The sequence below is a fragment of the Microbacterium sp. CIAB417 genome (assembly GCF_022788845.1).
The window spans coordinates 335,617-357,357 of the sequence record NZ_JAHZUT010000001.1 but is presented as its reverse complement, the minus strand read 5'-3'; the positions used below and the strand labels follow the sequence as shown (position 1 = coordinate 357,357).

Annotated in this window: 16 protein-coding genes and 1 tRNA gene; 4 read left to right on the top strand and 13 right to left on the bottom strand. The window is 70.9% G+C overall.

All coding sequences use genetic code 11. From position 1 onward, the window contains the following. Positions 1 to 73: 73 nt before the first annotated feature. From KYX17_RS01775 to KYX17_RS01760, 4 genes are all read right to left on the bottom strand, one after another. Complete coding sequence (locus KYX17_RS01775) at positions 74 to 1,225, bottom strand: 5-(carboxyamino)imidazole ribonucleotide synthase (RefSeq protein ID WP_283818067.1); 1,152 nt, start codon at positions 1,223 to 1,225, stop codon at positions 74 to 76. Between the two features lie 35 nt (positions 1,226 to 1,260). Further along, entirely contained in the window at positions 1,261 to 1,815 is a 555-nt protein-coding gene (locus KYX17_RS01770; protein ID WP_243224821.1) for a PH domain-containing protein, read from the bottom strand. A gap of 67 nt (positions 1,816 to 1,882) precedes the next feature. Further along, complete coding sequence (locus KYX17_RS01765; protein WP_243224820.1) at positions 1,883 to 2,638, bottom strand: biotin--[acetyl-CoA-carboxylase] ligase; 756 nt, start codon at positions 2,636 to 2,638, stop codon at positions 1,883 to 1,885. After that, positions 2,638 to 3,921 carry a CDP-glycerol glycerophosphotransferase family protein gene (locus KYX17_RS01760; protein WP_243224819.1) on the bottom strand — a complete coding sequence of 428 codons (1,284 nt, stop codon included), beginning with the start codon at positions 3,919 to 3,921 and terminating at the stop codon, positions 2,638 to 2,640. The genes KYX17_RS01765 and KYX17_RS01760 overlap by 1 nt, the downstream gene beginning before the upstream one ends. A 50-nt stretch (positions 3,922 to 3,971) precedes the next feature. On the opposite strand from KYX17_RS01760, the gene KYX17_RS01755 reads away from it, so the two are divergent. After that, the gene (locus KYX17_RS01755; RefSeq protein ID WP_308220830.1) at positions 3,972 to 5,039 is read left to right on the top strand and encodes a glycosyltransferase family 2 protein; all 1,068 of its coding nucleotides are present in this window, start codon (positions 3,972 to 3,974) and stop codon (positions 5,037 to 5,039) included. 6 nt (positions 5,040 to 5,045) lie between these two features. Here KYX17_RS01755 and KYX17_RS01750 read toward each other — a convergent pair whose 3' ends face one another. The 3 genes from KYX17_RS01750 to KYX17_RS01740 all read right to left on the bottom strand — a co-directional run bounded on the left by KYX17_RS01750 (position 5,046) and on the right by KYX17_RS01740 (position 9,422). After that, positions 5,046 to 6,482: a CDP-glycerol glycerophosphotransferase family protein gene (locus KYX17_RS01750; protein ID WP_243224818.1), complete on the bottom strand. Its 1,437-nt coding sequence runs from the start codon at positions 6,480 to 6,482 to the stop codon at positions 5,046 to 5,048. Continuing rightward, positions 6,479 to 7,792, bottom strand: coding sequence for a CDP-glycerol glycerophosphotransferase family protein (locus tag KYX17_RS01745; protein WP_243224817.1), 1,314 nt, complete (start codon positions 7,790 to 7,792; stop codon positions 6,479 to 6,481). Before KYX17_RS01745 ends, KYX17_RS01750 begins: the two co-directional genes overlap by 4 nt. 79 nt (positions 7,793 to 7,871) lie before the next feature. Next, entirely contained in the window at positions 7,872 to 9,422 is a 1,551-nt protein-coding gene (locus tag KYX17_RS01740; protein ID WP_243224816.1) for a S1C family serine protease, read from the bottom strand. A 97-nt stretch (positions 9,423 to 9,519) separates the two neighbouring features. On the opposite strand from KYX17_RS01740, the gene KYX17_RS01735 reads away from it, so the two are divergent. After that, positions 9,520 to 10,719 (top strand): aminotransferase class I/II-fold pyridoxal phosphate-dependent enzyme, encoded by a 1,200-nt coding sequence (locus KYX17_RS01735; RefSeq protein ID WP_243224815.1) that lies wholly within the window; start codon positions 9,520 to 9,522, stop codon positions 10,717 to 10,719. A 21-nt stretch (positions 10,720 to 10,740) separates the two neighbouring features. Here KYX17_RS01735 and KYX17_RS01730 read toward each other — a convergent pair whose 3' ends face one another. After that, positions 10,741 to 11,535 carry a carbon-nitrogen hydrolase family protein gene (locus tag KYX17_RS01730; protein WP_243224814.1) on the bottom strand — a complete coding sequence of 265 codons (795 nt, stop codon included), beginning with the start codon at positions 11,533 to 11,535 and terminating at the stop codon, positions 10,741 to 10,743. Positions 11,536 to 11,606: 71 nt separating this feature from the next. On the opposite strand from KYX17_RS01730, the gene KYX17_RS01725 reads away from it, so the two are divergent. Continuing rightward, positions 11,607 to 11,680, top strand: a tRNA-Met gene (locus tag KYX17_RS01725). Between the two features lie 129 nt (positions 11,681 to 11,809). Here the strand turns inward: KYX17_RS01725 and KYX17_RS01720 are convergent. The 3 genes from KYX17_RS01720 to KYX17_RS01710 form a co-directional block, all read right to left on the bottom strand. Continuing rightward, positions 11,810 to 12,148 (bottom strand): hypothetical protein, encoded by a 339-nt coding sequence (locus KYX17_RS01720; RefSeq protein WP_243224813.1) that lies wholly within the window; start codon positions 12,146 to 12,148, stop codon positions 11,810 to 11,812. 321 nt (positions 12,149 to 12,469) lie between these two features. Further along, positions 12,470 to 15,400: a UPF0182 family protein gene (locus KYX17_RS01715; protein WP_243224812.1), complete on the bottom strand. Its 2,931-nt coding sequence runs from the start codon at positions 15,398 to 15,400 to the stop codon at positions 12,470 to 12,472. A gap of 60 nt (positions 15,401 to 15,460) precedes the next feature. Then, a complete protein-coding gene (locus KYX17_RS01710) occupies positions 15,461 to 16,561 on the bottom strand; it encodes a PDZ domain-containing protein (RefSeq protein ID WP_243224811.1) in 1,101 nt (366 codons plus the stop codon). A gap of 120 nt (positions 16,562 to 16,681) precedes the next feature. Here KYX17_RS01710 and KYX17_RS01705 point away from each other — a divergent pair, with 120 nt between their 5' ends. Next, a complete protein-coding gene (locus KYX17_RS01705) occupies positions 16,682 to 18,130 on the top strand; it encodes a zinc-dependent metalloprotease (protein WP_243224810.1) in 1,449 nt (482 codons plus the stop codon). 809 nt (positions 18,131 to 18,939) lie between these two features. Here KYX17_RS01705 and KYX17_RS01700 read toward each other — a convergent pair. After that, positions 18,940 to 20,661, bottom strand: coding sequence for an ATP-dependent helicase (locus tag KYX17_RS01700; RefSeq protein WP_243224809.1), 1,722 nt, complete (start codon positions 20,659 to 20,661; stop codon positions 18,940 to 18,942). After that, the gene (gene nudC / locus KYX17_RS01695) at positions 20,658 to 21,692 is read right to left on the bottom strand and encodes an NAD(+) diphosphatase (RefSeq protein ID WP_243224808.1); all 1,035 of its coding nucleotides are present in this window, start codon (positions 21,690 to 21,692) and stop codon (positions 20,658 to 20,660) included. Before nudC ends, KYX17_RS01700 begins: the two co-directional genes overlap by 4 nt. Positions 21,693 to 21,741 lie beyond the last annotated feature (49 nt).

The following is a 21,741-nucleotide window of genomic DNA, read 5'->3' as shown; positions in this document are numbered from 1 at the left end:
GGAATGCAGCGGCTCAGTCACTCACCTAGGGTACGGTCTGCCCCTGCCGATCGCCTGAACGGCGCGCGCCCGCTCAGCGGAAGTGATCCGCGGCCGCGCGCGCCACGAACACGGCGTCGTCGAGATCCTCCCCCGTGGCGTTCACATGCCCCACCTTCCGGCCGGGGCGCGGCGCCTTGCCGTAGGTGTGGATCTTGGCGGAGGGCTGATCGGCCATGGCATCGGCGAAGCGCGCCTCGATCGTGCCCTCGGCCGGCCCGCCCAGGATGTTGATCATCACCGACCACGGCGCACGGGGTGAGGCGTCCCCGAGCGGCAGGTCGGCCACGGCGCGCAGATGCTGTTCGAACTGCGAGGTCACCGCTCCGTCCTGGCTCCAATGCCCGCTGTTGTGCGGACGCATGGCCAGCTCGTTGACGAGGATGCGCTCGTCGACCGTCTCGAACAGTTCCACCGCGAGCATCCCGGTGACGCCGAGCCCCTCCGCGATCATGCGGCCGATGCCCTCGGCGACCTGCGCCAGGCGGGTCGTGGCATTCGGCGCCGGTGCGAAGACCTCGGCGCACACGCCGTCCCGTTGCACGGTCTCCACGACGGGATAGGCGACCATGTCCCCGCTGGGGCGGCGGGCGATCTGCTGCGCCAGCTCCCGGACGAACGAGACCAGCTCCTCCACGAGGAGCGCGCCGCCGTCCTCGAGCGCGGCGAACCAGTCCGCGGCCTCGGCCGCGTCCGACACCACTCGGACGCCCTTGCCGTCGTATCCGCCGCGCGGCGTCTTCACGACGCCCCGGCCACCGTGCTCGTCGAGGAACGCCTGCAGCTCCGCGGTGGTCGACACCGCCGCCCAGTCCGGCTGCGGCACGCCGAGCTCGGCGAGGCGAGCGCGCATGTCCAGCTTGTCCTGGGCGTAGCGGAGCGCGTCGGGGCCGGGATGCACGGCGACGCCGTCGTCGACGAGCGCGCGCAGCACCTCCTGCGGCACATGCTCGTGGTCGAACGTGACGACGTCGACGTCGGCCACGAAGCCGCGGACGGTCTCGAGGTCGCGGTAGTCGCCCACCGCCGTGGCGGCGAGCTGCGCGGACATCCCCTCGTCCTCCGCCAGCACCCGCAGGTCGAGGCCCAGCTCGACCGCGGGAGCGATCATCATCCGGGCCAGCTGGCCTCCGCCGATCACACCCACACGCAACGCCATTCGCGCACTCCGTTCGTCGGAGACCATTCTTCCGCATCCGCGCCCGCACGCGGCATCCGGCGTCAGGCGGTCGGGCCGGTGTCGGACGCCGATTGGGCGTCGCGGTGCGCGAGGATCTGGTTCACCTCGATCTGGTCGACGAGCGTCTCGTGCACGAGCGTGACGTTCGGCACGTTCACCAGCCGCAGCGGTGCATCGACGCCGTTCGAGAGCGAGATGGTCCCGGCTCCCCACAGTCGCTGCAGGATGCCGCGGCGCACCGCGATCGTGTACCCGCGCACGTGGGTCATCTCGCGACGATGACGCGCGCCGAGCCCGGACTTCGCGATCACCCGGCGAGTGGTGATGACGTACGTCCGCGAGAGCCAGACGAGGAACGGGATCACGACGCCGAGCAGCAGCACGAGGCCGGCCGCCGTCAGCAGCATCCAGTTCTCGAAGCCGTCGGGCAGGTTGTCGTAGAAGTACGCCGTGGCACCGAAGACGGCGATCAGCAGCAACGCGCACCAGAACAGCCGTCGCGCCTGGCTGCGGAACCGGGCGATCAGCAGCTCTTCACTGGGCGCGCCGGGCGGCGGCATCATTGGCCGTCCTCCGAGCGTCACCGGCTGGGTCATGCCTCCATTGTGACCGAGGGCGCGGACATCCCGGGTCTCCGGACGGCGTGTCAGCGCGAGAGCGGCCTCACGCCAGCCGGGCGTGCACGACGTCTCCGGCGGCGACGGCATGCCGAACGCCGTCGGCGTCAACGAGGAGGCGTCCGTCGCTGTCGAGAGCCTCGGCCGTGCCGCGCAGTCGCGTGCCGTCCGGAAGCGAGACGTCCACGACGCGCCCCAGGCTCAGGCAGCGCTTCTCGGCCTCCGGACGCAGGCCAGAGGCATCCGCGCCGCCGGCCGCGGCCAGTTCGGATACCCGCCGGCCCAGGCCCGCGACGAAATCAGCGGCGATCCGGTCGATGTCGGCCTGCGCGTCGAGCGCCGCGAACGAGGTCGCGGTGGGAACGGGCAGCTGATCGGCCGCCATGGCGGTGTTGACCCCCGCACCGACGATCACGGCGCCGTGCGCGGCCTCGGCGAGGATGCCGCAGATCTTGCGACCGTCCACGAGGACGTCGTTCGGCCACTTCACGCCCACCTCGTGCCCGGGCAGCTGCCGTGCCACGGCATCCGCCATCGCGACGCCAGCGGCGAGCGGGATCCACCCGAGCGCGTCCGGCTCCGGAAGGTCGCGCAGCAGGACCGAGACCGCGAGCGCCGAGCCCGCCGGCGTGGTCCAGGTGCGGTCGAGGCGCCCTCGGCCCGCGGTCTGGTCCGTGGTCAGCAGCACGGTGCGGTGCGGAGCGCCGGCGGCCTGCGCGCGCAGCTGGGCATTGGTCGACGGCGACTGCTCGACGACCTCGAGCCGGGCCGCGACCGTGCGCGTGCGCGCGAAGGGGTCCATCAGTCGTCCCCGTCCTTCGCTTCCTCGTCGTCGTCGTCCTCCTGCTCGGACACGGAGCCGATCTCCGCCGCCCGCCAGTCGTCCCACAGGCCCATCAGCCGCTCGATGGCCGCATGGAACTTCGCGGTCGCGACCCCGGGGGACGTGTCGCCGAAGTAGTGCTGCACCCACATGCGCAGCTTCTTGATCGCGTCCTCATCGGCCCGGACGCGCTCGACCTCGGAGACGATGTCGTAGGAGCCGTCGACGGTCAGCCACTCGCAGTCCGACAGGTATCCCTTGGTGTCGATCGAGGCGCGCTCATCCGCCGGACGCGTGATGAGCAGCGGCTTGCCGGCGGCCAGCCGGTCGTAGACCATCGCCGAGATGTCCACGATCGCGACATCGGCCGCAGCGAGCTGCCAGCCCAGCTCCGGTCCGTCGTCGTAGATGTGATGCGCACCGCGGTCCTCGGCGTTCGCGGCCTCGATGGCCGCCAGGATGCGCCGGTGCGCGGCCCCGTAGGCGTCGTCCACGACACCGCTGCGCGGATGCGGACGGTAGATCACGCGATGAGTGCCTGTGGCGAGCAGCTTCTTCACGAGCGTCTCGCCGTGCGTCGCGATCGACCCGTAGTGAGCGCTCGGCCGGTCGCCCTCCCAGGTCGGCGCGTACAGCACGACCGTGCGCTCGTCGGGCGTGTACGGCAGGCTGCCCGAGTAGTGGTCGGCCTGAGGCCGGCCGATCTCGATCGTGCGACGGTCGATGTCGTAGTCCCACAGCGTCCGGCTGAGGCGGTCGCGCGCGGCCTGCCCGGCCACCAGCGCGTAGTCGTACGCCTTGTACTGGTTCGTCGTCATGTACATCTTGTCGGACTCGCCGTGGTTGATGAACACGTGCCAGCGCCGCCCGTAGCGGAACATCTGGAAGTTGCGCGTGTTCTGGTTCACGTAGAGCACGACCCGGATGTCCTGCGTGGCGATGAAGCGCTCGAGGTCGCGCACCTTCGGCACGAACGCGACGGGAGGGGCGTCCTCGTCGAGGAGCTTCTCGGCCCCGGTCGCACTGCGCGAGAGCACGACGACGGGCCAGAGCTTCGACAGCTCCGCGAGCGGGCGGTACCACTGCCGCATCTGGTACATGTTCACCGCGCCGTCGGCGAAGTACACCGCGATCCGATAGTGCTCGAGCGGGTGCGGCGGCAGCACCGCGAGGCGGCGGCGGACGCGCTGCACCGACTTCCGCGACGCCAGCGCGCGCCGGAGCAGCCGGTACGCCTTCTTCCCATCGGACACGACACTCACCTGTCAAGAGTACCCAGGCACCCCGCCCCGCCTCATGACATGATCGGGGGGTGCACGACAACGAAACGACAACACTTCGTCCCGGTGTCACGTTCGTCATGCCCGTGCTGAACGAGCGCGCGTACCTCGCGCACGCCGTGGAATCGGTCCTGTCGCAGCAGCTTCCCGGCGAGGCAGAACTCGTCCTCGCCCTCGGACCGTCCACCGACGGCACGACCGAGCTGGCGCGCGAGCTGGCCGCGGCCGACGACCGCATCCGCCTCGTCGACAACCCGGCCGCTGACATCCCGGTCGGTCTCAACGCTGCGATCCGCGCCGGGCGCTATGACACCGTCGTGCGCGTGGATGCGCACTCCGAGCTCTCCCCCGGTTACGCCGCCCGCGCCCTCGCGACGCTGGAGCGGACCGGAGCGGCCAACGTCGGCGGCGTCATGCACGCCGAGGGTCGCACCCCGTTCCAGAAGGCGGCCGCGTGGGCGTACAACTCGCCGATCGGCCTCGGCGGCGGCGCCTATCACGGCGGTGCGCGCGAGGGCGAGGCGGAATCGGCCTATCTCGGCGTCATGCGCCGCAGCGTGCTTGAGGAGGTCGGGCTCTTCGACGAGTCGATCCGCCGCGGCGAGGACTGGGAGCTCAATCTGCGCATCCGGCAGGCCGGGCACACGGTGTGGTTCGACCCGGCGCTGTCGGTGACCTACTGGCCGCGCGAGAGCTGGGTGCGGCTGGCCCGGCAGTTCCGCGCCACCGGGGCCTGGCGCGGCGAGCTGGTGCGCCGCTACGGCCGGCGCAATGGTCTGCGGTTCTTCGCTCCCCCCGCGCTGGTTCTGAACGTCGCCGTCGCCCTCGTCGTCGCGGTGCTGCAGCTGACCGGCGTGCTCTCCGGGATCGGGTCGCTCGTCGCCGCAGTGGTCTACCTCCCGCTCGTCGCGTATGCGCTGCTCGTCGTCGCGATGGCGCTCACTCCCGGGCGCAGTATCCGGGAGCGATGGTGGACTCTGGCCGTCCTTCCCACCATGCACCTCTCCTGGGGATGGGGATTCCTGGGCGGCGTCCTGCGCGGTGCCCACGACACGGTGGACGCCTCGCGACTGGGCACGCGCAACACGCCGCTGCCGTGAGCGCGCTCAGGCCTCGACGAAACCGAGGTCCAGGATGCGGGACACGACGCGCTCGGCCGCACGCCCGTCATCGAGTGCGTTGAACTGCCGGCGCCACGCCTCGTACTTCTCGGCGAAGGCGGTCGAGGCGGACGGATCGGCAAGAGCGGCGACGAGCTCCTCCTGCGTGCGCAGCAGCGGACCGGGCGCCCGCTCCGCCAGATCGAAGTAGAAGCCCCGCAGGCGACCCCGGTAGTGCTCCAGATCCGGCACCAGGAAGTACATGGGCCGCCGAGTGACGCTGAAGTCGAACATCACGGAGGAGTAGTCCGTGATCAGGGCATCCGCGATGAGCAGCAGCTCGGCGGTCTGCGGATATCCGGTCACATCGATCACCCTGGCGCCGTCCTGATCGCGCCCGGGGCGCAGGGTGCGCGAGTGCCCGCGCACCAGCACCACGGCATCCGCCTCTCGCGCGAGCTGCTCGGGATCCACGAAGTCGACGATCTCGGCCCGGTCGTCCCGCCACGTCGGCGCGTACAGCAGCACCCGTTCCTCCGGACCGATCCCCAGCGCCGCGCGCACGGCGGCGGCGTCACCATTCACCAGCACGTCGTCGCGCGGATAGCCGTCCACCCAGATCGGCTTGCCGAAGAAGGCGTAGGCCTTGGCGAGGATCCGCTCGGAGTAGCGGTTCTGCGCCAGCAGGACGTCCCAGCGGCGGGATTCCTTGACGACAGCGGCCATGCGGCGCGGGTCGAACCCGGGCCGGTGCAGCGCCAGACGTTTGAGCGGCGTGCCGTGCCAGGTCTGCAGCACCCGCTGACCATCCTTGCGGGAGAACCGCCGGCGGAGCCAGTCGTTGACGACGAGCAGCCGCGCTGCGGCCCGTGCACGCCACCACTCCGGGCTTCCCTCGACGACGGCGACCGCCCCCTCCGGCACGGCCACCGACAGATCCGTCACGCTCCAATAGCGCACGACTCCCGGCGCTCGGGTGGCGAGCTCGCGGTCGATGGCACGAGGATTGCAGCCCGCGCTCTGCCCGTAGAAGCTCTCGAAGAACACCGCGTTCTCGGATCCGCCCGGTTGCGCGACGTAGCGCTCCTCGAGCGTGCGCTGGCCTTCTGCGGAGAGGTGCACGGCTTCCAGCGGCGGATCGATCCGCACCGTCGCCCCGTGGACTGCCACGCCGAGTCCCGCGAGCAGCTGACGCTCGACGGCGACCCCCGAGAGGTCGACACCCTCGATGAGCAGCGTGTACTCCCCGGACGGCAGGGGCAGCTCGGAGCCGCCGAAACGCGCCGCACGGAGGGGGAAGGTCGCCTTCCACGTCTTGCCCCGCCCGGTGAGCACGGCGCTCACGCGAGCGCGCGGCCCCTCCAGGACGGCTCCGGTCGGGCGCGCGCCGTCCCCGGCCACGATGAGCGCCTCACGCTGCCCGTCGATCACGGCGGTCGTCATGGGAGAGCTCCTTCAGCGTTCGGCGCGGTCGCACCGCGCACGGGGTCGGCGGCGGTTCGGCGCGCCGTCGTCGGTCCGGGAACGCCGCGCGCACGGATGGCGCGGTAGACCCGGTCGGTGTTGCGACCGTCCCGGTGGGCGTGCATCCGGGCGCTGAGCGCGGCGGATCGGGCCGAGGCCTCGGAGAAGGCGCTCTCGTCGCCGAGCAGCGCATCCAGCCGGGCCAGGACCCCGCCCCAGTCCGTGGCCTCGTCGCCGCCGGTGACCTCGTCCAGGCGCCCGTAGAAGCCGCGGGTCCTGGCGTATTCGGCGGCGTCGGGCACGAGGTGGACGACCGGCATGGCCAGCAGGCCCACGTCGTAGGCGAGCGAGGAGTAGTCGGTCACGAGCACGTCGATCGCCGGCAGCGCGCCGGTGACGTCCGCGAGCACGGCGGAGCCCAGCATCCGCACCCGCCTCGACGGCAGCGGCGACGCGTAGGAACCTTCGCCGAGAGGATGCGAGCGCACCAGGAGCACGGCGTCGCGCCTTTCCAGCAGCGCGATGATCCGCGTCCACTCCGCGGCCGACGGGACCGCCGGGTCCACGGCCCCGTCCCGCCAGGTCGGCGCGTACAGGATCGTCCGAGCCCCCTCCGGCAGGCCGGGCACGGCCCGGGCGAGGATCCCGGACGCCGTGACGCGGCGCTCCTCCGGGGCACCTGCCGAGAGCACGTCGACCCGGGGCTCGCCGGTCACGACCACACGTTCATCCCCGAGGCCGAAGGCGGATTCGAGTCGCCCGCGCGCCCGATCGGATGCGGCAGGCAGGACGTCGATGCGCTGCGCCGCGGCGCGGTAGAGGAGCCCGATGATCCGGCTCAGCAGTCCCGCGCCCGGGATCGCGGGCACCTGCGTCGTGGCCGGGGAGTCCAGTCCGATCCGCTTCAAGGGGATGCCGTGCCAGAGCTGCACCGTGAACGCTCCCCCGCCGCCGTAGCGGTTGACGTCTCCGAATCCGTGCGTCACGACCAGCACGCCCGCGCGGGCGGTCGTCCACCATCCGCGAAGAGTCTGCTTGCGGATCGTGCGGATGCCGAGGGCGCGAGCGTCCGCGTCCTCGCGGGCGGATCCGGTCAGCCAGACGGTGTCGTGCCCGGCATCCGACGCCACCCGCCACAGGGCGAGCGCCCCGTCGCCGATGCCGACGCCGCAGCCGAACACCCAGCGCGATCCTCGCGGGATCAGGAGTGCGGCGAGGCGTCCCGCGGCGTACAGCGGGATGCGCAGGAGCTTCGCCGCATTGCCGGTGCCGAAAGAGAAGGACGCCACCCCGCGAGCCTATCGCGCGGGGTGGCGTCCTTCGTGTGAGCCGGGCGGTGCATCGGAGCGGAACGCGCCGCCCGGTGCGTCAGAGCGCGAGCTCGCCGAGCTCGACCTCGATCTCGTACGTCTTGCCGTCGCGGACGTAGGTGAGCGTCGCGGTGCTGCCCGCCGCCGCCGCGCGGACCTGAGCGGTCAGATCGCTCGCGCTGGAGATGGGAGCGCCGTTGAACTCGGTGACGATGTCACCCTCGCGGAGGTCGGCGCCCTGCGCCGCGCCTCCGTCGGTGACGGCGGCGATGTAAGCACCCGCGATGTCGGCGTCCGCGGCTCCCGCCGCGTCGCTGACCGAGGCGCCGAGCAGCCCGTGCGTGGCCTCGCCGTTCTCGATGAGCTCGTCGGCGATGCGCTCGGCGACGTTCGACGGGATGGCGAAGCCGACACCGATCGATCCGGACTCCTCGGAGCTGGACGCCGTGGCGATCGCCACGTTGATGCCGATGAGCTTGCCCTCGCCGTCCACGAGCGCGCCACCGGAGTTGCCGGGGTTGATGGCGGCATCCGTCTGGATCACCGCGATCGAGATCGACTCGCTCGCCGTGGCCTGCTGCTGCTCGAGGCCCGGGATGTCGAACTGGAACGGGCCGCCCTGCTCGCCCTCTCCCTCACCCTCGGGGGTGTCCTGCTCGGCACTGTCCGGCAGTGCGGACGAGGCGATCTCGATGCTGCGGTTCAGCGACGAGATGATGCCGGTCGTGACCGAGTTGGCGAGCCCGAGGGGCGCGCCGACGGCGACGGCCGTCGCGCCGACGTTCAGCTCGGACGAGTCGGCGAACTCGATCGGGGTGAGCCCCTCGGCGTCGGTGAGCTTGATGACGGCGAGGTCGTAGATCGGGTCGGTGCCGACGATCGTGGCCGCGTAGATGTGTCCGTCCGACGTGGTCACGCGGATCGTCGGGTCCGCTGCGGCTCCGCCGAGGGTGACGACGTGGGTGTTGGTGAGGACGTAGCCGTCCTCGCTGAGGATCACGCCCGATCCGCTCCCGGACTCGCTCGAACCCGCGACCTCGATCGTGACGACCGACGGCAGGACCTTGGATGCTACCGCCGTGGCCTCGTTGACGTCGTCCGGGTTGTTCACCGTGACGGTGCCCGGGCCCTCGGCCGAGCTGCTGACAGGCTGCTGCCACATCGTGGATCCGAGGTAGCTGCCGCCGAGGCCGGCGGCACCGCCGACGAGGGCCGCCGCGACGATGACCGCCGCGACCTTGCCGGCGCCGAAGGGCTTGCGCTCCTTGGTCGAGATCGGCGTCACGGGAGCCGCCTCGCCGATCGGCGAGGTGGCGTCGGCATCGCCGGAGACCGGCGCTGCGTGCGCGGAACCGGCCGCGTGCGCACCGGGGTGCGCACCGACGCCGAACGCCGCGCCCGTGGGGGTCTGCGAGGGGATCGGCGGGACGAATCCGCCGGAGGTCTGTGCGCCGTGCGCGGGTGCCGCGGGCTGCTGCGTCGTGGAGGCCGGGGACGCGAACGTCTGCGGAACCTCATGCCCGGCGGGCGCCGTCGTCGCCGAGGCCGCCGCGGCGTCGTCCGCGGTGTTCGGCGTGCGGCCGGGGGTGGGTGCGTTCTCTTCGCTCATATCTGCTCCTTCAACGAGGTGCTTTCAGACTGCCCGCCGATTCTGTGCGTTCCTTATGGCTGAGGTGAGTGTCGGTTATGCCCTTAGCCTGTTCTGCATGAGAGACATTCCCGGAGCCTGGCGCCGCACGGCCGCAGGAGCAGGGCTGCTCTCGCCGTCCGGCGAGGTCGCCCCCACCATCTTCGCAGAGATGTCCGCGGCGGCGGTCAGAACCGGGGCGATCAACCTCGGCCAGGGATTCCCCGATGAGGACGGTCCAGCCGAGGTCCTTGAGGCCGCCCGTGAGGCGATCGCCTCCGGTGCGAACCAGTATCCGCCCGGGCGGGGCATCCCGGATCTGCTCCAGGCGATCAGCGAGCACCAGCGCCGGTTCTACGGTCTGGAGGTCGACCCCGAGCGGGAGGTCATCGTGACGGCGGGCGCCACCGAGGCACTGGCGGCGACCCTGCTGGCGCTGATCGGATCCGCCGACGACGAGGTCGTCGTGTTCGAGCCCTACTACGACTCGTACGCCGCGGCCGTCGCCCTGGCGGGCGCGCGGCTGCGGACCGTGCCGCTGCGCCTTCCGGGCTTCCAGCCCGACCTGGACGCGCTCGCGGATGCCGTCACCGACCGGACCCGGATCATCCTGGTGAACGATCCGCACAACCCGACCGGTGCGGTGTTCTCGGCCGAGGTCCAGTCCGAGATCGTACGGCTCGCGAACGCGCACGACGCGATCATCGTCACCGACGAGGTGTACGAGCACCTCGTGTTCGACGGCGAGCACCGCCCCATCGCGTCGCTGCCGGGAGCCGCCGACCGGACCCTGACGATCTCGTCCGCGGGAAAGACCTTCTCCGCGACGGGGTGGAAGATCGGCTGGATGCACGGCCCCGCGGATCTCATCACCGCTGTGCTGACCGTGAAGCAGTACCTCACGTATGTGAACGGCTCGCCGTTCCAGCCGGCCGTGGCGGTGGGACTGCGTCTGCCCCAGTCGTTCTTCACCGACGCGGCCGAGGTCATGCGGGACAAGCACGCGCTGCTCGCCCGCGGGCTCGGGGCCGCCGGGTTCTCGGTCATCGCACCGCAGGGCGGCTACTTCACCGTGGCCGACGCGACCGCGCTCGGCGGTGCGGACACCGCCGACTTCTGCCGCAGACTCCCCGACCGTGCCGGGGTCGTCGCGATTCCGCTGAGTGCGTTCGTCAGCCGGACGCATGCCGACGACTACGCAGGACTGGTGCGCTTCGCGGCGTGCAAGCGCACCGATGTGCTCGAGGAGGCCATGCGCCGGCTCGCGGCGGCCTTCTGAGCCGGGCCGGCATCGCGGGACTCAGCGCGGGACGACCCCGTAGCGGCGCAGGCTCAGGACCGGGTTCACGGCTCGCACGCGTTCGATCTCCGCGCGTTCGAGGTCCGCGACGGCGAGACCCTCGGTGCTGGCGAGACCCGCGAGCACGACGCCCTGGGGGTCGATGATCTGCGAGCGTCCGACGCCGATCGGCGCCGGGTGGTCGGCGGCGACCACGTAGGCCGTGCTCTCGATCGCACGCGCGGCCAGCAGCGTGGTCCAGTGGTGCTCCTTGAGGGGACCGCGCACCCATTCGGCGGGCACGACGAGGACGTCCGCCCCGGCGTCCATGAGCGTGCGCGCCACCTCCGGGAAGCGCAGGTCGTAGCAGGTCATGAGCCCGAAGCGGAGGCCGCCGACCTCGAACGTCTCCGCAGCGCCCAGCGGCCCCGGCTCGATCCACTCCGACTCGGTCTGCCCGAACGCGTCGTACAGGTGCTGCTTGCGGTAGGTGGCGATGACCCCGTCGCCGTCGACGGCCACGAGGGTGTTGCGGACGCGCTCCCCCGCGGCCTCGACGAGGCCCGCGACGATGACGACGCCGTGAGCGGATGCCGAGGATCGCAGCGCGCGCACGAAGTCGCCGTCGAGGCCTTCGGCGTTCTCGGACAGTGTGGCGTCCATCGGGTCGACGAAATAACTCGAGTACTCGGGGAACACCACGACGGATGCTCCGCGTGCTGCGGCCTCGGCCGTCCGCTCGGCGACCCGCGCGCGGTTGTCTGCGCGGTCGGCGGTCGGGGCGAACTGGCACACGGCGACGAGGACGCTGGACATGCCTCCATCCTCGCGCATTCCCACCCCGATGTGACGCCGCCCGAAATCCGTGCTAGGCTTTCTTCTTGTGCCGCGGGGTGGAGCAGTTCGGTAGCTCGCCGGGCTCATAACCCGGAGGTCGCAGGTTCAAATCCTGTCCCCGCAACAAGAAGAAGACGAAATCCCGGTCCGAAAGGGCCGGGATTTCGTCGTTCTGTCGTCGTCGGATGCGGTGCGAGCGACGCGGTCCCGCGGCTCGGATCGTGTCCCCGCACCAGATAGCAGGCACCGGCTTTCAGAGCTGCTCGAGGATCGGCACGGCCACGACGAACACGGCGAGAGCCAACGCGATGAACGCATGGCCCCTCGCGCGCGAGCGCACGAGCGCGATCACGGCGAGGACGACCGCGAGCGCGCCGAGCGCGGTCCACAGCGGCATCACCACCGCGAGCAGCTCGGCCTGGAGCCCATCGGGCCTGACCTCGCCGCTCGTGGTCCGGTTGACCACGACGAGCGTGATCCACAGCGCGATCGCCGCGCCGGTCGCGGCGTACGACCACAGCGCAGCGCGCGAGACGTTCCGCCGGTGCGCCTTCTCGTGTTCCTCCGCCCGGGAGCCCGATTCCGATGCCATGCCCCGATCCTGTCACCGCAGATCGGTGGCCTGCAATCCGGTCGGCGTGCGGCAGAGGCGATGGACCGCCGCCCTGCTTGCAGACCGCGTTTCGACTCGGTCGGCTTCGCCGCCCTCGCTCAACGAACGAGGAAGAGGACCGCCCCGCCGCCGATCGGAAATGGACCGCGCCCTCGCTCAACGAACGAACGGGGAGGAGGACCGCCCCGCCGCCGATCGGAAATGGAACGCGTCCTCGCTCAACGAACGGGGAAGACGAACGGAGGAAGACGAACGGAGACGGCGAGGGCGCCCCGAAGGGCGCCCTCTGAACCGTCCGGGTCACTCTCCCCCGGTCTCCTGAGCCTCGAGCTCCAGCAGCCGGTTCACGGCCTCGGTCAGCCGGTCGTCGGCCTCGGCGAACGCCGTGAGGTCTCCGGCCTTCAGCGCGGCGTCGCGATCCATCATGGCCTGCTGCGCGTCCGCGAGGGCGGTGGCCCAGGCATCCGCGTCGGTTCCGTCACCCGGAGTCTCTCCGGTGTCCGGATCGGTCGGCTCGGTCGGCTCACCGGTCTCGGGGTCGACCGGATCGACCTCCTCGTCACCGCCGTCCGCGCCGGCGTCACCGCCGAACAGGGCGTCGAGAGCATCCGTGAGCGTGTCCTCGAACGCGACCTCGTCGCCGAAGGCCACCAGCACCTTGCGCAGCAGCGGCAGCTGCGTGCCGCTGGACGACTGGACGTACACGGGCTGGACGTACAGGAAGCCGCCACCGACCGGCAGGGTCAGCAGGTTGCCGTACTGCACCTCGGACTCACCCTGCTGCAGCAGGTTGAGCTCGCGCACGATGTCCGCGTTGGAGTTGAACGTGTTCTGCACCTGTCCGGGTCCCGGCACCGTCGTGTCGGTGTCGATCTCCAGCATCCGCAGCTTTCCGTAGCTGTCGCTCTTGACTCCTGCCTCGGCTCCGGCGTCCGAGTCGACCGCCAGATAGCCCATCAGCACGTTGCGCTCCGCGGCTCCCTGTGACGCCGGGATGAAGGTCGAGAACATCGAGAACGCGGCCTCCTCCTGTCCGGGCATCTTCATCGTCAGGTAGTACGGAGGCTGCAGCTGCTCAGCGTTGCGCGGGTCGTTCGGGGTCTGCCAGCGGTTGTCCTGCTGGGCGAACGAGTTCGCGTCGTCGACGTGGTAGACGCCGAGGATGTTGCGCTGCACCTTGAACAGGTCGGTCGGGTAGCGCACGTGGCTCATGAGCTCGCCGGACATCTCGCTGATCGGCTCGACCGTGGCCGGATAGATCTTCTGCCAGGCCTTGAGGATCGGGTCCTCGTCGTCCCAGGCGTACAGCGTCACCGATCCGTCGTACGCGTCGACGGTCGCCTTGACCGAGTTTCGGATGTAGTTGATGTCGTCGAACGTCAGGCTGGGAGCCGGGTTGTTCGAGTCCGCGATCGCCTCCCCCAGGCTGACGCCCGTGGAGTAGGGGTAGGTCGCGCTCGTGGTGTAGCCGTCCACAATCCAGACGATGCGGCCGTCCACCACGCTGGGGTAGGGGTCGCTGTCGACGGTCAGGTAGGGCGCCACCTTCTGGACGCGCGTCGCGGGGTCGCGGTCGTACAGGATCTGCGACTCACCGTTGACCAGGTCGGAGAAGAGAATCTCCGCCTCCTGGAACTTCAGCGCGTAGAGCAGCTTGTTGAACGTGTTGCCCACACGCGGTCCGCCGTCGCCCGAGAAGGTCGTCTTGGTCTCGTTGGCGCCGTCCTCACCGCGCGGGTAGTCGATCTCGACCGGGTCGGTTCCCTCGGGCGCTCCGACGATCGAGTACTCCGGGGAGTACTCGCCGAAGTAGACGCGCGGTTCGAAGTTCTCGCGGTCTGTGAGGAAGCCCGAGGACGGGATGCCGCTCTCGAGGAACACCGGCTCGCCGTCCGCGGTGCGCTGGTTGCCCGCGGCCGCGACGAGGCCGTAGCCGTGCGTGTAGACGGCGGTGCGGTTGTTCCAGTTGTTGCCGTCGCCGAGCTGGTTCATGTTCAGCTCGCGGACCGCCGCGACAGTGTCCTGCGAGACGCCGTCGATCTCATAGCGGTCGACGTCGAGCGTGTCGGTGAACTGGTAGTAGCCGCGGTACTGCTGCAGCTGCTGCACGGTCGGGCTGATGATGCCGGGGTCGACGATGCGGATGGATGCCGTGGTCTCGGCGTCCTCGCGCAACTGACCGGCTTCGACGTCGGTGACCGCCTCGAAGGAGGTGGTCTCGAGGTCGGCGATGTCGTAGGCGGCCTTGGTGCCGTCGATGTTGCGCTGGTAGTACTCCGCCTGCAGGCTGTTCTGGTTCGGCCGCACCTGGAAGGTGTCGACGACCCACGGGTAGCCGACGCCCACGACCAGGGACGCCACGATGAGCAGCGCGGTCGCCGCGAGCGGGAAGCGCCAGCGGCCGATGACCGCAGTGACGAAGAACAGCAGCGCGACGATGATCGCGAGGATCGACAGGATCGCGAGGCCGGGGATGGTCGCGTTCACGCTGGTGTAAGCGGCACCGGTGATGCGGTCCTCCTCGGAGACCAGCGTCTTGTAGCGGTCCAGCCACAGGCTGGCGGCCTGCACGAGCAGGTAGAGACCCGCGAGCACGGCGAGCTGGATGCGCGCCGGCTTCGAGATGCGCAGCTCGCGCTGCCCGATCTGCACCGATCCGTACAGGTACGACACCAGCGCCGTGACGAGCAGGCACAGCAGGAGCACGGCCGAGACGAAGGCGAGCAGGATCGAGTAGAACGGCATCGCGAACAGGTAGAACCCGGTGTCCATGCCGAACGCCTTCTCGACCGTGTCGGTCGCCGAGCCGTTCATCCACAGCAGGACCGTCTGCCAGTTGCCGGCCGCGGCGAAGCCGGCGAACAGGCCGAAGAAGATGGGCATGCCCCACATGGCCAGGCGCCGCAGCGGCTCGATGACCTCCTGGTAGCGATCCAGCTGCGAGCTCAGCCGCACGTACACCGGGCGCAGCCGGTAGGCGAGCTGGATGACGACGAACAGCGGGACCGCCATCCCGAGGAACCCGACGACGAACATGGTCGCCGCCGCCAGCCACTGCGTCGTCAGCACGTTCGCGAAGTCCAGCTGGTCGAACCAGAGGAACTCCGTGTAGAGCGAGGCGAAGACGAAGAACGCTGCGACGAGCGCGGCGATGATCGCCAGCGTGATGGCGACGATTCGTCGGGAGGTGCGGGGCGTGGCCGGTGTCGGCGCTGAGGTCGTGGTCACCATTCCATCCTAGGCATGATGCCTGGGATGCGGCTCAGGTGTCCGCTCAGCGCGGAACGCGGTTCACGGGGCGGCCGAGACCGGCGCGTCGCAGGTCGGCAGGTCGCTCAGGTCGCCGCCTTCGGCGATGGTGTCGAGGATGCCGATGGACTCGTCCAGCGTGGACGTGGAGAACACCTGCAGTCCGTCGGGGACATGTCCGGAGACCTCGTCGCAGTTCGACGCCGGGGCGAGGAAGAAGTCCGCTCCGGCATCCCGCGCGCCGTACAGCTTCTGCCGGATGCCGCCGATGGGTCCGACGGTGCCGTCGGCCTCGATCGTGCCGGTGCCGGCGATGTTCTCCCCGCCGTTGAGCTCGCCGGGAGTGAGCATGTCGACGATGCCGAGCGCGAACATCATCCCGGCGCTCGGTCCGCCGACATCGTCCAGCTGGATGGTGACGTCGATCGGGAAGTCGTACTCGGTCGTCAGGGTGATCCCGATCAACCAGGTCTCCACGCCGTCGGTCGTGGTCTTCTGCGGGGTCAGCTCGACCTCGGTCTGCTCCCCCCAGCGCTGCACTGTCAGCGAGATCGGGTCGCCGCCGGCATCCTGGATCGCCTCGCGCAGCTGCGCGCCGGACTCCACCGCCGTGCCGTCGATCGCGAGGATGACGTCCCCGGGCTGCAGGACCCCGGCGGCGGCGCCGTCGTCGAGGACCTCGACGACCTCGACCTGCGCGCCGGTGTCGTAACCGAGCTCCCCCAGGGCCGCGGCGGTCGCCTCGTGCTGCGAGTCGACCATCAGCACGGCGTTGCGCTCGTCGCGCTGCTCGGTCGTCACCCCCTCGGGGAACACGCTCTCGATCGGCACCACGGCGCGCGACGAGTCCATCCAGGCCAGCGCGAGCTCGAACCAGCTCGGGGTGCGCTGCCGGTTGCCGACGACCTGCACCGTGGTCAGATCGAGCGTCCCGGCGGTCTCGAACGTCTCGGCGCCCGAGATCTCGATCAGCGGCACCTCCTCGCCGTCGGCGTCCTCCGCGGTGCCGAGGGTGTCGTACACCGGCCCCGGTCGCTGGATCACGTAGGGGGTGGGGAGGAAGGTGAGCACGACGAGGGCGATGAGGGCGACGATCAGCGCCCAGACGCCCAGCCCGAGTCGTCGGGGCCGGGTCTGACTCACAGGGGTACCTCCGTCGTTCGCGAGTGGCGTACAGCGATCTGCGAACAGTCGGGTCCTGCGCAGGATGCTGCAACTAGCGTAGAGGCCACAGGCTTCAGGCGCGCTGAGAGGGCGATCGACATGGCAGACAACGACCCGAACCCGGAGGACTTCCAGGAGTTCATCCGCCGGATGATGTCGAACGGCGGGGCCGACTTCGACCTCGACGCGCTGCGGAACGCGCTCGGCGGTGCCGACGGCATCGCCCTCGACCCGGCGATGATGTCGCAGCTGATGTCCCAACTCCAGGGCGCCTTCGGCGGCGATCCATGGGAGAACGCTCTGCGCCGGGCGCTGCACATCGCCAACCGGGACGGCCTCGGCATCACGGACGGCTCGCGCACCTCGCTCGCGGACGCCTTCGGCCTGGCGAACCTGTGGCTGGGCGAGGCGACGACGATCTCGGAGCTCGCGGACGCGCCCCGCGTGCTCACCCGGGGCGAGTGGGTCGAGGAGACCCTTCCCGTCTGGAAGGAGATCGCCGACCCCGTCTCGACGAGCATCGCGGATGCTCTGACCAGCGCGCTGGACACGCAGGTGCCCGAGGAGATGCGCCAGGTCGTCCAGGGCGCCGGGCGTCTGATGCGGGGGCTCGGCAGCTCGGTGTTCGCGGCCCAGTTCGGACAGGTGCTCGGCAACCTCTCGCTCGAGGTCGTCTCGGGCGGCGACGTCGGCATCCCCGTGCTCCCCGCGGGCACCGCCGCGATCATCCCGCAGAACCTCACGGCGTTCGGCGAGGGCCTGGAGATCCCTGAGGACCAGATCGCGCTGTACCTGGCGACGCGCGAGCTCGCATACGCGCGTCTCTACCGGCACGCGAAGTGGCTGCACCTGCACGTGATGAGCCAAATCACCGACTTCGCCCGCGGTGTCACGGTCGACGTCGACGCCCTCGAGGACGTCGCGAGCCGGCTCGACCCGTCCGACCCGGAGGAGCTGCGCGCCGCGATCGAGGGCGGCGCACTGCTGCCCGCTCAGACGGAGGCGCAGCGCGAGTCGCTCGCGCGGCTGGAGAACATCATCGCGATGATCGACGGCTGGGTGGACGTCGTGACCGCCGAGGCCACGTCGCGCCTTCCCGACGGCCTGCGCATCGCCGAGGCCGCCCGACGCCGTCGCGCGGTCGGCGGACCCGCCGAAGACGCCCTGGGTGCCCTGGTCGGCCTGAAGCTGCGCCCCCGCCGTCTGCGCGAGGCGGCAGCGATGTGGCGCGCCGTCACCGACGCCGTCGGCGTCGCCGCCCGCGACGCACTGTGGGACTACCCCGACCTCATGCCGGATGCCGCGGACATCGACGACCCGTCTGCGCTGATCGCCCGGTTGCAGGCGTCGGCACGCGGAGAGGAGCCGCCCGCCGACGAATTCGATGAGGCGCTGGCGCGACTGCTGGACGGCGACGACTTCAGCTCGACCGAGGGCGAGATCGGGACCGATGCAGCGACCGGCGGCGGGGCGGAGGATCGACCGTCCACGGAGCGGCCGTCGAAGGACGACGGCGAGGGCACGGGACACGGAGAGACGCCGGTCTGAGCACCCGCTCTGCACAGGGGCTGACGGCTGCGGAGTTCTCCACGGATCCGTCCTCAGAGCCCACGGGCGTCGCCCCGGCGATGAGAATCGGTGCATGCCGCGTTCGTCCGCCGTCCTCACGAGGATCGCTCCCGAGTTCGCCCCGCTGTGGCGCGATGGGGAGACGCTGCAGTTCGGCGTACCCGGGGACGTCCGCGTCCGCGCCGACGAACCCTGGGTGGAGCGGCTCGTCTCCCGCCTGTGCACGGGCATCCCTCTGAACTCGTTCGACGTGGTCGCGCACGCGCTCGGCGCTCCGCGGCTCGACGCGCGAGCGCTGCTGGACGCGCTCCGTCCGGTGCTGCGGACCGAGGATCCCCCGCCGCCGACCGTGTGGACGGAGAGCGTCAACATCTCGGACTCGCGCGTGGGCGTGCGGATGCTGGAGGCCCTCGCGGACTTCGGCGTCGCGGAGGCGAGCCGCCGGGATCCTGCCGCTGTCGGCGTCGTGCTCGTCCATGGCGCCGCCGCTGCCGCGCAGCTCAACCCCTACCTGCGCGAGGACATCGCCCATCTGCCGGTGTCGTTCGACGCCGCCGGGGTCAGCGCAGGCCCTCTCGTGGTCCCCGGGCGGACACCGTGCCTGGCGTGCCGCGACGGCCACGATCGCGACCGCGATCCCGCGTGGCCGCTGCTGCACTGCCAGCTGGTGGGACGCGACGACTCCCCGATCCCCCGCGCGCTGGTCGCAGAGGCGGCCGGCCTCGTCGCGCGTCTGCTGCGCATGCCGGCCACGGAGGACTCCGGAACAGAATCGGCGATGGTGCGGCTCAGCGCCGACGGGAGCCGGCAGTGGCGCTCGGTGCGGTTTCACGCAGAATGCCGGTGCCGCGAGCCGTCGTTCCGATCTCAGCGAGGAACCGGGACGCCGACCGCTGCCCGCGTCCGGCTGCCCGAGACCAGGACAGCGTGAGGCTGCGCCCCGCCCGCGTGATTCCGACGTAGGCGAGACGCCGCTCCTCGTCGATCGCCTCGAAGTCGGTCGCGTACGAGATCGGCAGCGCTCCCTCGGCCCAGCCTGCGACGTGCACGTGCGGCCATTCCAGGCCCTTGGCGGCGTGCAGCGTCGAGAGGGTGACGGTGCGCAGGGTGGGTTCGTGCTGGTCCTTCGCCCTGGCCATCAACGCGTCGGCGAAGGAGCGCAGCGTGGTACCCGGCGCCGCCTCCTCGGCGAGACGCAGAAGTGCGAGCCTGGCCTCCCAGCCGTCGCGCTGCGCGCCGCCCGCGGCCGGCGGTTCCTCCGACAGACCGAGCTCGCGCAGCACCTTGCGCACGTTCGAGAGGAAGTCGCGTTCGGTCGGCGCGACGGCGGCTCCCCGCAGGGCCAGCACCGCCTGGCGCACCTCGGGCATGTCGAAGAACCGCGTGCCTCCGAGCACGGTGGTCGCGATGCCCTGGCCCGCGAGCGCCTGCTGGATCGCCGCCGACTGCGCGTGGGCGCGGTACAGCACGGCGATGTCGGATGCCGGGACCCCGTCTTCAATGCGTGCGGCGATCTGCCGCGCGATCCCCTCGGCCTCCTCGGTCTCGGAATCGTAAGCCGTCACGGACGGCGACTCGGCGGTGAGCGCCTCACGCGCCGGGATGAGCTCGAGGGCTCCCGGCCGCCCGCGCATGAGCGCGTTCGCCGCCGCGAGGATCGGCGCCTGGGAGCGGTAGTTCGTCTCGAGCCGCACGATGGTCGCATCCGGGTAGCGCCGCTCGAAGTCCAGCAGGTAGTGCTGGTCGGCGCCGGCGAACGAGTAGATGGTCTGGCTGGCGTCGCCCACCACGCAGAGATCGCGCCGGTCGCCCAGCCACAGCTCCAGCAGCCGGTTCTGCAGCGGCGAGACGTCCTGGTACTCGTCGACCGTGAAGTGACGGTACTGCTCGTGCACCGAGGCCGCGACCCGGCTCTCCGCCTCGAGCATCCCGGCGCAGGCGAGGAGCACGTCCTCGAAGTCGAGCTGATGACGCTCGTCCTTGAGCACTTCATAACCGCGCTGCAGGTCGGCGAGCTGCTCGACCGTGACTCCGCCGACCGTGCGACCGAGGGTCGCATGCTGATCGATGCCGATCATCGAGACCTTGCGCCATTCGATCTCGCCCGCGACGTCGCGCAGCGTGGCGCGGTCCAGACGCAGACGCAAGGCATCAGCCGCCTGACCGAGGACGCGCACCTTGTTGTCCACGATGCTCGGCGCGGGAGAACCCGTGAGGGTCGGCCAGAAGAAGTTCAGCTGCGCGAGAGCTGCCGCATGGAACGTCCGTGCCGAGACGCCGACGGCCCCGAGAGCCCGCAGGCGCCCGCGCAGCTCACCCGCTGCCTTCGCGGTGAAGGTCACCGCCATGACGCGGGACGGCGAGTAGGCACCGGTGTCGACGCCGTGCGCGATGCGGTGCGTGATCACGCGAGTCTTGCCGGTACCGGCGCCCGCGAGCACGGCGACGGGTCCGCGCAGCACGGATGCCGCCTCGCGCTGCCGTTCGTCGAGCGCGTCGAGCGCGCTCACTTCGACTCGCTCCGCTCGCTCAGCACGGCGCACTCCGACTCGCTCCGCTCGCTCGGCACGGCGCACTCCGACTCGCTCCGCTCGCTCGGCACGGCCACGTCGATCTGCGCGGCCTGCGCGCCCTGGCCTGCCTGCTCGGCCCGGTCAGGCCGCTCGCGATCCTCGTACCAGTCGGTGATGAGAGCGCGCGCGATCGAGGCCGGCCCTGGCAGGCCCACCGGGCCGTCTCCGGCCAGCGCCGAGCCGATCTCGGCGCGCGTGAACCACCGCACGTCGATGATCTCCTCGCCGTCGGGGCGGGCGGCGCGCTCGGCGCTCGCGGTCGCCCGGAATCCGATCATCAGCGATCGCGGATAGGGCCACGCCTGCGAGGAGATGTACCGGAGCGCGCTGAGCCGCACCCCGGCCTCCTCCTCGATCTCCCGGTGGACCGTGGTCTCCAGCGACTCCCCGGCTTCGACGAATCCGGCGAAGCAGGAGTACATCCGACCGTTCCACTGCGCGTTCGCGCCGAGCAGGAGCGCCTGGCCGTCCTCGCTCTCCACCGCGACGATCACGGCGGGGTCTGTCCGGGGGAAATGCTCGCGGTCGCACTCCGTGCACAGGCGCGACCAGCCGCTCTGACGCACCTCCATCGCGACTCCGCACGTCGGGCAGTACCGCGCGTCGCGCAGCCATCCGGCGAGCGTGACGGCCTCGACGAGCATCTCGGTGTCGAGCTCGTCCAGCATCCCGCCCGTGTCCCGCAGACCCAGCCAGGTCTCGGCCGGGGCGGCGTCGATCGACTCGGCGGGCGTGTCGACCGCGGCCACGAGCAGCGGCGTGCCCGCGGGGCGGCGGCCGAGCAGCGCCCACTGCGCTTCGCCGACCTCGGCCGGCGTGGTCGTGACGAGAGCGCCGTCGGCGACGCGGGCCCGACCGTCCCGGACGACGACGACCTCGACCTCCTCGGACGCCCGCAGCGCGTCGAGGATCCCCGGCACGTCGCGCAGGTGGGCGGCGCGGTCGAACAGGGCGCGTCCGAGGGTCATCGACTCCCCCTCTCCGGGCGTGGCGTGGACGGATGGGACCGGCGGCCGA

Coding starts and splice junctions, on each gene's coding strand:
- KYX17_RS01775 (WP_283818067.1), bottom strand. CDS start 1,225: ATGGTCTCCGACGAACGGAGTGCGCGAATGGCGTTGCGTGTGGGTGTG.
- KYX17_RS01770 (WP_243224821.1), bottom strand. CDS start 1,815: ATGACCCAGCCGGTGACGCTCGGAGGACGGCCAATGATGCCGCCGCCC.
- KYX17_RS01765 (WP_243224820.1), bottom strand. CDS start 2,638: ATGGACCCCTTCGCGCGCACGCGCACGGTCGCGGCCCGGCTCGAGGTC.
- KYX17_RS01750 (WP_243224818.1), bottom strand. CDS start 6,482: ATGACGACCGCCGTGATCGACGGGCAGCGTGAGGCGCTCATCGTGGCC.
- KYX17_RS01740 (WP_243224816.1), bottom strand. CDS start 9,422: ATGAGCGAAGAGAACGCACCCACCCCCGGCCGCACGCCGAACACCGCG.
- KYX17_RS01735 (WP_243224815.1), top strand. CDS start 9,520: ATGAGAGACATTCCCGGAGCCTGGCGCCGCACGGCCGCAGGAGCAGGG.
- KYX17_RS01730 (WP_243224814.1), bottom strand. CDS start 11,535: ATGTCCAGCGTCCTCGTCGCCGTGTGCCAGTTCGCCCCGACCGCCGAC.
- KYX17_RS01720 (WP_243224813.1), bottom strand. CDS start 12,148: ATGGCATCGGAATCGGGCTCCCGGGCGGAGGAACACGAGAAGGCGCAC.
- KYX17_RS01715 (WP_243224812.1), bottom strand. CDS start 15,400: ATGGTGACCACGACCTCAGCGCCGACACCGGCCACGCCCCGCACCTCC.
- KYX17_RS01705 (WP_243224810.1), top strand. CDS start 16,682: ATGGCAGACAACGACCCGAACCCGGAGGACTTCCAGGAGTTCATCCGC.
- nudC (WP_243224808.1), bottom strand. CDS start 21,692: ATGACCCTCGGACGCGCCCTGTTCGACCGCGCCGCCCACCTGCGCGAC.